Origin of the sequence: Alkaliphilus peptidifermentans DSM 18978, from assembly GCF_900101495.1 — a bacterium.
GTDB lineage: Bacteria > Bacillota > Clostridia > Peptostreptococcales > Natronincolaceae > Alkaliphilus_C > Alkaliphilus_C peptidifermentans.
In genome coordinates, this window is record NZ_FMUS01000001.1 from 272,020 (window position 1) to 283,309 (window position 11,290).

Here is an 11,290-nt window from a genome sequence, read left to right on the forward strand (position 1 = left end):
ATCCTCCTTTTTATATTTTTTGGTGTAAATTTTTATAAATCTCGCATTTTTCTATAAATGCCTTAGGAACAGCTATATTCGAATAAAAATGTATATGGGGATATGCTCCTAAGCAATTATTTTTTTCTAATCCACAATTCCACCTTTTTTGTGTTCTGCCATCCTTTACTTTTGAAACTTGATATATATAGTGCTCCTTCATGTTTTGTACTATTGACCTGTGAAATTCATGGGCTTTAATTTTACCTGTATTTTGAAATAAACGACAATCTGCTTCAGGTTCTACTTCCACATAACCAAATCTTTGGAGTTTATTGGTCATCTCAGAATGTACATTAAATATACCCACCATTTTATGTATATCTCCATCTAGATTTTTAATATCCTCTGTCAAATACATAAACCCCCCGCATTCACCATATATAGGCATTCCAATTTGGGCCCTACTTAGAATTTCTTCTCTTATCTGGTGGTTATTCTCCAGTTCTTTACTAAAGACTTCTGGAAATCCTCCACCTAAATAAATACCATGTATATTCTCTGGTAAAGATTTATCTCTTAATGGGCTAAAGGGGATTAAGTCAGCTCCCATTTGTCTTAGAATATCTAGGTTGTCTTCATAGTAAAAATTAAAGGCTTCATCATATGCATAACCTATAGCTACATCGCTTTTATAGTTAATTTGTATTTCATTGATATTTTGTAATTTTTCTGCTTTACTGGTGAAAGAAATCAAAGCATCTAAGTCTATAGTTTCCTCCACCATAGCGATTATTTCCGCCAGTCTTTCATCTATTTCCGGCACCTCCATACATGGAATTAATCCAAGATGCCTACTTTTTAATTCTATCGATTCAGTCTTTTTTAAATAACCTATGCACCTTATACCAGTATCTCTTTCTATAGCCTCTTGTAAAATTTTATAATGCTTTTCCCCCGACAAATTATTTATTATTACTCCCTTTAAGTCTACATCTTCATCATATTGCTTATAGCCTAAAACCATAGCAGCAGCACTGGATGACATGCCCCCTCCATCAATAATCAATATAACTGGCGATTTAAGTATTTTAGAAATATGGGCAGTACTACCCTGATCTTTATTTGTACCTAACCCGTCATAAAGCCCCATAACACCTTCAATTATTGCCATATCTTCAACCGCACAATTTTTATTAAATAAATATTTTATCATGCTCTCTTCTAAAAGATAGCTATCCAGGTTTCTTGATGGATTTCCTGTTACTCTCCTATGAAATTGTGGATCTATATAATCTGGGCCGACTTTAAAGGGTTTAATATCCATTCTCCTTTTTATCAAGGCTCCCATAATGCCAAGGGTAATGGTTGTTTTTCCTACACCACTGTGGGTGCCTGCAATTACAATTCTACCGTTAGACTTCACTTGTACGCCTCCTTATGTTTTACAATTTAACAATACTCATTTGTTTATATTTACGACAGCTTTGGTCTACACGCTATTGTATCAATTGCCCTAGAATATAAAATTTCAACCAGTCTATCATCGGCTCCTATATGCTTGCCTAGCTTTATATTAATCTGAGGATACTTGTTTTTAATGTTCTCCATAACATCAGGTATATCGCTTTTCACATGGACTCCTTGGAAAATAAACATTGGTACCACAATAATCTCCTCCATTTCATTTTCTACAAGGTTATCAATTCCCTCTTCAACAGATGGTGATGAAATTTGAAGTGCACCATAAGCAACCTCCTGAAATTCATCAGATAATTTGTGTTTAAGCTTTCTTATTAATTCCTTTGTTATTTCATCAGCTTCCTTAGATTTACTACCATGTACCAGTATTAACAGACCTCTTTTCATATATATCCTCCTCAATATTAGAATTAAAAAAACTCCACCTTAAGAGTGGAGTTAGTATGTTAGTTTCCGTAAAAAGCAATATAAAAACAACATCCCTTCCCTCCGAAGGCTGTTTATCCATTTAAGGCTGGTCTCCTGACTCGTGCTTCTTCTTACTATCGACACCTTCCCAGGTATTTACCCAGTGGTTTATGTCGAGTTCATCCACACATACAGTAGCGGGGGCTGTAGCGGATTTTCACCGCTTTCCCAATTAAGTTTCTCAAACACCTTAAACAAAAATATTCTATTTTGACCATCTTATCAAATATTTTTTTATTATACAACGTATTTCTATTTTAATTTTCTAATAATTTTATTTTTTTATAATTTTACCTTATATGTTTTGTTAATGCAATATAATAAGTACCTAAGTTAACTGATATCTAAATACTAATACTTAACTACATATAAAAAAAACATTTGACATTTAAAGTATAAAGATATTAATATAAAAGAAATCATACTTTGAAAAATTTTATAAATACATAGGGTGCCCTACCAGGGTTAAAAGGGAAAGCGATTTGAGTTCGCTACAGCCCCCGCTACTGTGATTAGTGATGAAATCCGAGAAAGCCATTGGGAAACCGAGAAGGCCGGAAAGTAAAATGATCTATAAGTCAGGAAACCTGCCCTATGTTGTGTAATAGTCTAGCTTCGGAGGGAGGTTAAGTCGAATATTATAATTTGACCACACTTCTATGTGGTTTTTTTATGTAAAAATAAATTATTTTGAGGAGCGAATTCGGATGAAAAAATTTTTAATATTATTTTTGATGTTAATACTATGTCTTAGTTTAATGGTTGGCTGTAAACAAGAAATTCAGGAGGCTGATATAGGGAAAGCTGTAGGTACAGAATCTGATGAGTCCTTAAAGCTAGTGGATTATTGGGATCGAGAAGTAACCTTTAACGAGAAGCCCCAAAGAGTTATTGTTCTTTATACGTCCTTCTTAGAGCTTTGGAGTTTAGCTGGAGGCAGTGATCAAATTGTAGGAATAGTAGAAACTAGAGAGAAAATCCCACAAGGACTTGAAGACTTACCTTCAGTTGGTAGTTTTAATTCTCCTAATATAGAGCAGCTTTTGGCATTGCAGCCGGACTTAGTTGTATTAAAATCCAATTTAGGTGGGCATGTGGATTTAGTTCCTGTCCTTGAAAAGAATAATATAGAATACTTTGCTTTGGAGTATGACAATTTAAATGACTATTTAAATATTTTAGATGTTTTTACACATTTAACGGATAATCGTCACCTCTATGATGAATTGGGCTTAGGTGTTAAAACAAGGGTAGAAGAGATAATTGCAAAGGTGCCTAATAGTGAACCCACTGTTCTTCTTCTTTTCGGCTCAAGTAATAATATAAGCGTCCGTTTACCAAACTCTACTGTCGGTTCTATGCTGGAGGATTTAGGGGCTATTAACATTGCTTATGATGCTCAATTATCAGATGAAGAGATGCAAACCTTTAGCATGGAGCTGGTTTTAAAGCGTGACCCCGATTTTATATTAGTCCAGACAATGGGAGATGTTGACAAGGTTAAGGAGCGCTTTGCAAGTGATGTCCAGTCTAATCCTGCATGGGGATCACTTAGAGCAGTTCAAGAAGGAAATTTTATTTATCTTCCAAAGGATTTATATTTATATAAGGCTAATAACCAATATCCAGATGCCTACGGAGGTCTTGCTAAAATTCTATACCCCCAGTATTTTAATTAGATACTTGATGATACTTATTTAAGCTGTCTAGCTCTAAATATACATGAACCTAAAGACGTGTCATATTTATGGCTAGACTTTTATCCTATTATAATAGAGCACTTATAATAAAGGAATGATTACATGGAAACAGCAAAAAAGTTAAATGTTTGGTCGTTAAAAAATAGTAAATTCTCACTAATACTAAATAGGAAGCTTGCTATACTCTTTTTCTTAGCTTTCCTCTGTTTAGGTAGCCTGCTTTTTAGCATTAGTAAGGGAGCATTGGATATTACCGTAGGAGAAGTATATAGAGCAATCTTTATAGAAAGGAATACGGTGAATCATCAAATTATTTGGAATGTTCGCCTACCAAGAACCCTTGTAGCCGGTCTTGTGGGAATATGCTTGTCTCTTTCTGGAGCTATCCTTCAAGGAGTTATGAGGAACCCTCTTGCGGCACCAAATATAATTGGTGTATCCTCTGGTGCAGGTCTTATGGCTTATATTATTATGATTCTTTTTCCTAGCTATTACTACCTTGTTCCTATAGGTGCATTTGTTGGAGCTCTGCTGGCAACCTTATTAATTTACTTATTGGCTTGGAAAGATGGAATTCAACCTACAAGAATGATTTTAGCTGGAGTTGCTGTTTCATCCTTCCTAAGTGCATGGATTAATTCTTTAATGATTTTTTTTCCAGACAGAGTTGTTGGGGTGATTGGTTTTATGGTGGGTGGCCTTTCAACACGTACCTGGCCTCACTTTAATGTGCTATGGCCCTATGCATCATTAGGTATTGCTATAACCTTCTTATTCTCTAAAAAGCTTAATATTTTAACCTTAGGAGATGAAGCTGCAAATAATTTAGGTATTCATGTCGAAAGAACTAGACTAATTTTAATTGCATTAGCATCGCTTTTAGCTGGAAGTGCTGTAAGCGTTGTGGGACTATTGGGTTTTGTGGGGTTAATTGTTCCCCATACGGCGAGACTTTTAATTGGATCTGATTATCGATATCTTTTTCCTGCTACTGCTATTTTAGGCGCCACCACAGTTATATTCTGTGATACTATTGCAAGGGTTATATTAAGCCCTATAGAAATACCTGTTGGGATTATTATGTCCTTACTGGGAGCGCCCTTTTTTCTATACTTACTTAGAGAAAGGAGACGGGGTATACTATGATTTTAACAGTAGACGGTATTTGTATGAAATTTAAAGAGAAGGTTATTTTAGATAATGTAAATCTATCTGTTGAAAAGGGTGAAGTTGTTTCTATTGTTGGCCCTAATGGCTGCGGTAAATCTACTCTTTTAAAGATATTATCTCGGAATCTGTCCCCTCAAAAGGGTAATGTATGCCTTCATGGCAAATCTATTAAGCACATGAAACCAAAGGATTTAGCAAAAAAATTAGCCTTTCTCCCTCAGTCAAGAAGTGTTTCATCAGATTTTTCAGTTGAAACCCTTGTAAGCTATGGTCGATATCCTCACCTAGGCTTTAGTAACCGACTTAAGGCTATGGATTTGGAAATTGTAGACTGGGCTATGGATAAAACGAGAGTTTTAGAATTGAGAAATCGAACTGTCAATACTCTTTCTGGTGGAGAAGCTCAAAGAACGTGGATTGCTATGGCTCTAGCACAGAGACCTGATATATTACTGCTGGATGAGCCAACAACATTTTTAGACATCTCTTTTCAGCTGGAGGTTATGGAGTTAATTAAAGAGCTAAATCAAACTTTAGGCTTAACAATTATTATGGTCCTACATGACATAAATCAGGCAGTACGTTATTCACATAAAATCTATGCCTTAAAAAATAGCACAATTAGTCATCATGGACATGCTCATCAAATTCTTAGCCATCAATTCCTCAGTGGTGTTTTTAACATTGATGCTGATATATTTACTGATGATAAAAACAATTGTCCATATATCATTCCTCAAAGAGTAAAGAAGTTATAATATTAAGCGCAGGTTGAATGCTTTTTCTTTATTATCACAGGAACACATGCTAGCGCTATTAAAATTAGAAAAACTAGTATTGTCTGAATTGATAAAAAGTCGTCTACCCCATCGCCCAGTAATGTATATAGAAATATTTTAGGTGTGCTTCCAAGAAAGGACCCTGCTATAAAATTTTTATAGCTTATACCTGCAATGCCAGCAGCATAGCTTACGGGGTCAAATGGGAAGCCAGGAGTTACTCTCATGCTGAAAAGTGTCTTAATAGCATCCTCCTCTTTAACCTGCTTCAATTTCTTTAAATATCTATCGCCTGTAATGCTTACCACAGCGTTTTTAAACCGGTTGGATAAAAGATAGCATAAAGATGCCCCAATTAAAAGGCCAATAATATTATAGATACTTCCTTTTATAACACCAAATAAAATTCCTCCCATAACAAAGAAGAAAGGACTAGGTATAAATATAAAAGGACGTATAGAAGCTATAATAATATAGGCTAACCCACCTAGCATGCCAAGGGTTCCAACTAGTTCCTGAATTTTTTCTATACTTACATGCTCTTGCAGTACCTCGTAGTAGCTTATGGCAATGTATATAAATAAAATAACTAGACTAATTATAATAAGGCTTTTAATAGTATTTTTTTTCATAATATTTCCCTTCTTTGCCGATTAAAATCTACAAATTAATTGGTGCCTTATTTAAATAAAAATAGAATACTACACCATCATCTATGTTTTCTACACCATAATTACTATCATGTAATTCCAATACACTTTTTACAATAGCTAAGCCTAAGCCTGTTCCTTTTCCTTCATCATTTCCTGTATAAAAGCTTTCCCAAATATTATCTATGTCATCTTTATGAATGGGCTCTCCTTCATTATATACTTCTATTCTTACAACTTCATTAACATTTTCTAAATTTATTATTATATTTCCTGACACTGGACAATGGGCTACTGCATTTTGTAATAGATTAGTTATTACTTGCTCAATACGATATTCATCCCCTAACACATTATACGCAGCATCCTCATCCTTCATGTGGAATTGTATTCCTTCGTTTTTATATAGCATTCTAAATTTATGTAAAATGCCATCAATTAAGGAGGATATCTCGAAGGACTCCATTTTCACCTTAAAGCTGCCTGATTCCAATTGACTTAAATCTAGTAGATCCTTTACCATATGACTTAATTTATCTATTTCTTCATCAATGATTTGATAATACTCAATTTCTTCATTCTTATCCTTAGCCATATTATCCTGCAGGGCTTCAGTATAGCCTCTTAATAGCGATATTGGTGTTTGAAGCTCATGGGATACCCTTGCAACAAATTGCTTTCTCATTTTATCCATGTTTTTTTCCTTCATAAGCTCTAATTTTAGCTCATCAAAGGATTTTTTTAGTTGATCAGTAAGAAAGTTTATCGTTTCTCCCAGTTGACCAATCTCATCCCCTCTATTATCCTCCCACCGCACATCAAAATTCAGTTTTGCCATTTCTCCAGCAACTCTATTTAATTTAACTAAAGGCCCTGTAATGGTTCTGGAGAATATGCCGGACAGTAGCATGGATACGATTAATGCTACAAAAAAAAGGTAAACATAAAATTGTTGAGATATTGAAACTGATTCTTCTATAACCTGTAATGGTGTTTGAAGCAATAGATAATAGTCATTTATCGGCATCAAAAGGGCTAGGGTGTCTATAAAACCAGTATGTCCAGGAATCCGGTAAATCACTGTTTCTCCCCTTTGAGCTTGCCGCCAAACATCACTGGGTATTCTAAAGGCCCGAGCTGCTCCCATCATAAAACCATTCTGGTATACTGATCTACCCTTGGTGTCAATAACGGTAATTCTTCCATTCAATATGTTTCCTATTTCTTCAATTTGTGCCTGTGTTTCTTGAGATAATCCTTCAGTTTTTATCTGCTCCTCAAGTTGAATACCATAGCGCTTCATCTGATTAAGCTTCTGATTCTGATAGTAATCGTTGAAAAAATAAGCCTGTAATATCCACAATAGCCCGATTATAATTGCTGCTAGAAGAAGAAACATTGCAAACAGCTTTAAGTAAATAGAGTTTTTTTTCATTCCTTCACCTCAAATCTATAGCCTATTCCCCTAACTGTTTTTATGCTATCTCCAAGTAGCTGTAGCTTTTTACGGAGTCGTTTAATATGAGTATCAACCGTCCTCAAATCTCCATAATAATCATAGCCCCATACTCCATTCAAAATAGTTTCCCTTGTTAATGCTAAATTCTTGTTATGGACTAAGTAAATTAGCAGGTCATACTCCTTTGGGCTTAGGGATAGTTGCGCATTATCTATTAAGGCTAAATGTGACTTTTTATCGATCTTGAGATTTTTAATCTCTATCACTTCATCGGAAATTTGTTGCTGGCTACGCCTTAATAATGCCCGAACCCGTGCTATAAGCTCTTTTACACTAAAGGGCTTAGTAATATAATCGTCTGCCCCCAATTCAAAGCCAAATAGCTTATCACTTTCTTCGCTTCGGGCAGTTAAGATAAGGATTGGTACAGAGCTAACCTCTCGTATTCTTTTGCATATTGTCCATCCGTCATATTTCGGCAGCATTATATCTAAAATTATTAAATCAAAGGAATGCTCTTGATATAGACTCAAAGCAACCTCTCCATCAGCCGCTTCAAATACATTTACCATTTCCTTCTTAAGATATGTTGCCAAAAGCCTTCGAAGCTTTTCTTCATCTTCTACAACCAGAATATTGGCTCCTATCATTTTACCACCTCTTTTCCATAGCTTGTTTCTCTTTTAATGAAAAGTTCAACCTTCCGATTCCTGGGTATAATAAAAACACCAGTCTATATGGTGTTTTTATTATACCTAATTATTGTTGATCATACCAGTTTTTTAGACCTCTCTCGACTGATTTAAAGTTAGCTCTACGTCCCATCGAACCTTTCATCATCATGCCCTTACCGTCGAAATCTGTGCAGTCTTCCATTCTTTCTTGTATCTGTTGCTTTAATAGCTCAGCTTCTTCTGAGGTTAGTTTTTCATCTTCTACAAATTGGTCAATTTTCTCTAGCTTTCTTTGAAGCATTTGCTCCTTCATCTCATCAATGTCAATGTCCTCGTCCAGCATAAACTCTTTCATCGTTTTTCCTTCCCGCAGTTGTAGAAGATCTTCCTTAGTTAGCCCTGAGTCTTCCAATAATTGATGATTTCCTCTTTGGTTGTCCATACCTCTAAAAAATCTACCTCTAGCTGTTTCTTGCCCTTCATCTGATGCTGCGAACCCTACTGAGGCCATAGTAACAACTAGCCCAAATGCTATTAACCCAATTTTAACATTTTTCTTCATAAAATCCCTCCAATATTAATGTGACTTCTACTATACTATATCCTGTATATGTGACAGCTTTGTGACAGTTTTCGAAATCTTTATTGGAGTGAATAATTAGTAGCCAATATAACGGGAATAAACCCCCATTGCTTCTTCTGTTGTTACTGCATTTTTTATAATAGCTCTCCCGTCGTCAAAGATTTTTATTTCATATCCATCTACAGTAATATTTAAGAGAAACGGTGTTAATTTAACTTTGATACCTACACTATTCAACCTTTGATATAGGGCGTCTAGAGAAATGCTTCCTTTACCACCATGGGGGTCTACTTGAATGCTGTTGTTTCCACACATATGAAGAGCTTCTAGCATTTTATTATCTAAGAATTCATATTCTCCACATTTGCAGCATTTGCAGTCTTGTCTTACTTTAAGTTCTATTCTTTCAAAGATATTTTCCCAAAGATCCAAGAATACCATTTTATTATCCATTTCCTTTTCTTGATCGGCTAAGTACTTTATGGCCTCATTTGCTTGTAGCATTCCCACTACTCCAGTAGTAGTATTAATAACACCAGCTGTATCACAGGTTGCAAATGTACCAGCTGGTGGTGGGGTATCCATCATACATCTAAGACATCCCGTTTTGCCGGGTATAAAACTCTTGATAACCCCGGTACTGCCAATTGCACCTCCATAAATCCAAGGTATTTTTTTGCTGAAGGAAATATCATTAATCAAAAATCTTGTTTTAAAGTTATCTGTGCAATCAATAATTATATCTATATCTTTTATCATTTTTTCTATTGTTAGGCTATTTACATCCTTTATGAGCCCCTCAATAATTATGGAGCTATTTACTTTACTTAACTTCGCCTTCGCTGCTTCAACTTTAGGTATGCTTACTTCTGCATCTATTTCATCAAATAGAATCTGTCTATGGAGATTGCTAAGCTCTACATAGTCTCTATCTACTATTCTTATAAAACCAACACCTGTTCTGACAAGGCTATTGGCTACAACTGTCCCTAATGCCCCGCATCCAATTATTAGAGCCCGCCCATTCTGTAGCTTCAGTTGTCCTTCTTTACCAATACCATTGAAGTTTATCTGCTTAATATATCTTTCATCCATTCAATTCACCCCAGTATTTTATTAATCGTTACTTATAATTTATCATAAAGTTAGCAAACGGTGGTTTTTTTAATAGTTCCTACTTCGATTTTTTTATCTGTTATCCTTTATCTTTCAGCAAAATTTACTATTATATTTCCTTTTATTATAAATTGTGAATATGAATGTGCAATTTTCGTATAAAGATGGTAAAATATAATTTAAGGATATCATCTAATGATGGGAGTAGCTTTTATGAAAAAACTATTAAGTATATTATTATTATTAGTTTTGTTAGGCGGGTTAATTCTAATGCTTCCTGGCTATCTTTCAGTAGCCTCCTTTGATGAACCTGTTGAAATAGTTGTGCCAAATGGTGCTTCTTTACATCAGGTTGCCGAGCTATTGCATCAAGAGGGAGTTATAAAAAGCAAAGCATGGTTTAAACATCTAGCAAAAGCAGAAAATGTTGATCGAAGTATAAAACCCGGAAACTATATCTTTTCACCCAATATTACTATTTCACAAATTTTCGAGTTATTAAAAAAAGGAACTCCGGGTAAGCCTGTTATTTTAACTGTTCCAGAAGGATATACACTATTCCAAATAGCACAACGAGTTGAGTCTTTAAATTTAGGAACAGCAGAAGAATTTCTGGCAGCTACCGAAAAATATTATGAAGAGAATTATGATTTCCAAACAGATAATCTGTATTTTAATCTAGAGGGTTATCTTTATCCTGACACTTATCATTTTAACAACACCAGCACCCCAGAAGATATTGTTTGGCGAATGGCAAAAACAATGGAGGATATTTTCACACAGGAGTTTAAAAGTCGTGCCGATGAATTGAATTTAACACTTCATGAGGTTCTTACAATTGCATCAATAATAGAAAGAGAAGCCTACCATGACGAAGAAAGACCAACCGTAAGTGGTGTTATCTATAATCGGCTTAAAATAAATATGCTTCTACAAATTGATGCTACAGTTATATATGGTTTGGGGGAAGGAAAGGAACATATAAATAGAGTTCTTTATGCCCATTTAGAAACCCCCAACCCCTTTAATACCTATAAGAACACTGGTATTCCACCAGGACCCATAGCAGCACCAGGGAAGGCTTCAATTCATGCCGCCCTATATCCTGAAGAGCATGACTATTTATATTATGTACTAGGTGAAAATGGACATGTATTTGGCAAGACCTATCAAGAGCATTTAAGGAATGTTGAAAGCTATCAAAAAATAATTAATAGGCAATAGAAAATA

General features: G+C 35.0%; 11 protein-coding genes and 2 riboswitches. Of the genes, 4 read left to right on the forward strand and 7 right to left on the reverse strand.

The features are described from left to right. Positions 1 to 10 precede the first annotated feature (10 nt). Together BLP68_RS01255 and BLP68_RS01260 are read right to left on the reverse strand one after the other, a co-directional pair. Entirely contained in the window at positions 11 to 1,405 is a 1,395-nt protein-coding gene (locus BLP68_RS01255; protein WP_091539048.1) for a cobyrinic acid a,c-diamide synthase CobB, read from the reverse strand. A gap of 50 nt (positions 1,406 to 1,455) precedes the next feature. After that, entirely contained in the window at positions 1,456 to 1,848 is a 393-nt protein-coding gene (locus BLP68_RS01260) for a sirohydrochlorin chelatase (protein WP_091539050.1), read from the reverse strand. A gap of 108 nt (positions 1,849 to 1,956) precedes the next feature. Then, positions 1,957 to 2,137: riboswitch (cobalamin riboswitch) on the reverse strand. 224 nt (positions 2,138 to 2,361) lie between these two features. Continuing rightward, positions 2,362 to 2,538: riboswitch (cobalamin riboswitch) on the forward strand. 98 nt (positions 2,539 to 2,636) lie between these two features. Between BLP68_RS01260 and BLP68_RS01265 the strand changes: the two genes are divergently transcribed. The 3 genes from BLP68_RS01265 (at position 2,637) to BLP68_RS01275 (ending at position 5,557) form a co-directional block, all read left to right on the forward strand. Next, positions 2,637 to 3,608: an ABC transporter substrate-binding protein gene (locus BLP68_RS01265; protein WP_176758815.1), complete on the forward strand. Its 972-nt coding sequence runs from the start codon at positions 2,637 to 2,639 to the stop codon at positions 3,606 to 3,608. Between the two features lie 123 nt (positions 3,609 to 3,731). Next, on the forward strand, positions 3,732 to 4,775 hold the full coding sequence (locus tag BLP68_RS01270) for a FecCD family ABC transporter permease (RefSeq protein ID WP_091539056.1): 1,044 nt from the start codon (positions 3,732 to 3,734) through the stop codon (positions 4,773 to 4,775). After that, positions 4,772 to 5,557, forward strand: a complete 786-nt coding sequence (locus tag BLP68_RS01275) for an ABC transporter ATP-binding protein (protein WP_091539057.1) — start codon at positions 4,772 to 4,774, stop codon at positions 5,555 to 5,557. The genes BLP68_RS01270 and BLP68_RS01275 overlap by 4 nt, the downstream gene beginning before the upstream one ends. A gap of 2 nt (positions 5,558 to 5,559) precedes the next feature. On the opposite strand, the gene BLP68_RS01280 is transcribed toward BLP68_RS01275, so the two are convergent. From BLP68_RS01280 to BLP68_RS01300, 5 genes are all read right to left on the reverse strand, one after another. Then, entirely contained in the window at positions 5,560 to 6,210 is a 651-nt protein-coding gene (locus BLP68_RS01280) for a TVP38/TMEM64 family protein (RefSeq protein WP_091539060.1), read from the reverse strand. Positions 6,211 to 6,238: 28 nt separating this feature from the next. Further along, the gene (locus BLP68_RS01285; RefSeq protein ID WP_091539064.1) at positions 6,239 to 7,663 is read right to left on the reverse strand and encodes a sensor histidine kinase; all 1,425 of its coding nucleotides are present in this window, start codon (positions 7,661 to 7,663) and stop codon (positions 6,239 to 6,241) included. After that, positions 7,660 to 8,337 carry a response regulator gene (locus BLP68_RS01290; protein WP_091539067.1) on the reverse strand — a complete coding sequence of 226 codons (678 nt, stop codon included), beginning with the start codon at positions 8,335 to 8,337 and terminating at the stop codon, positions 7,660 to 7,662. Before BLP68_RS01290 ends, BLP68_RS01285 begins: the two co-directional genes overlap by 4 nt. 109 nt (positions 8,338 to 8,446) lie before the next feature. After that, complete coding sequence (locus tag BLP68_RS01295; protein ID WP_091539070.1) at positions 8,447 to 8,923, reverse strand: hypothetical protein; 477 nt, start codon at positions 8,921 to 8,923, stop codon at positions 8,447 to 8,449. A 96-nt stretch (positions 8,924 to 9,019) separates the two neighbouring features. After that, positions 9,020 to 10,039: a ThiF family adenylyltransferase gene (locus tag BLP68_RS01300; protein WP_091539073.1), complete on the reverse strand. Its 1,020-nt coding sequence runs from the start codon at positions 10,037 to 10,039 to the stop codon at positions 9,020 to 9,022. Between the two features lie 234 nt (positions 10,040 to 10,273). On the opposite strand from BLP68_RS01300, the gene mltG reads away from it, so the two are divergent. After that, positions 10,274 to 11,284: an endolytic transglycosylase MltG gene (gene mltG, locus BLP68_RS01305; RefSeq protein ID WP_091539076.1), complete on the forward strand. Its 1,011-nt coding sequence runs from the start codon at positions 10,274 to 10,276 to the stop codon at positions 11,282 to 11,284. The last annotated feature ends 6 nt before the right edge of the window (positions 11,285 to 11,290 follow it).

What these genes read in the sequence shown, in the direction of transcription:
- mltG (WP_091539076.1), top strand. Translation starts at nt 10,274, where the DNA reads ATGAAAAAACTATTAAGTATATTATTATTATTAGTTTTGTTAGGCGGG.
- BLP68_RS01290 (WP_091539067.1), bottom strand. Translation starts at nt 8,337, where the DNA reads ATGATAGGAGCCAATATTCTGGTTGTAGAAGATGAAGAAAAGCTTCGA.
- BLP68_RS01295 (WP_091539070.1), bottom strand. Translation starts at nt 8,923, where the DNA reads ATGAAGAAAAATGTTAAAATTGGGTTAATAGCATTTGGGCTAGTTGTT.
- BLP68_RS01260 (WP_091539050.1), bottom strand. Translation starts at nt 1,848, where the DNA reads ATGAAAAGAGGTCTGTTAATACTGGTACATGGTAGTAAATCTAAGGAA.
- BLP68_RS01270 (WP_091539056.1), top strand. Translation starts at nt 3,732, where the DNA reads ATGGAAACAGCAAAAAAGTTAAATGTTTGGTCGTTAAAAAATAGTAAA.
- BLP68_RS01280 (WP_091539060.1), bottom strand. Translation starts at nt 6,210, where the DNA reads ATGAAAAAAAATACTATTAAAAGCCTTATTATAATTAGTCTAGTTATT.
- BLP68_RS01275 (WP_091539057.1), top strand. Translation starts at nt 4,772, where the DNA reads ATGATTTTAACAGTAGACGGTATTTGTATGAAATTTAAAGAGAAGGTT.
- BLP68_RS01300 (WP_091539073.1), bottom strand. Translation starts at nt 10,039, where the DNA reads ATGGATGAAAGATATATTAAGCAGATAAACTTCAATGGTATTGGTAAA.
- BLP68_RS01285 (WP_091539064.1), bottom strand. Translation starts at nt 7,663, where the DNA reads ATGAAAAAAAACTCTATTTACTTAAAGCTGTTTGCAATGTTTCTTCTT.
- BLP68_RS01265 (WP_176758815.1), top strand. Translation starts at nt 2,637, where the DNA reads ATGAAAAAATTTTTAATATTATTTTTGATGTTAATACTATGTCTTAGT.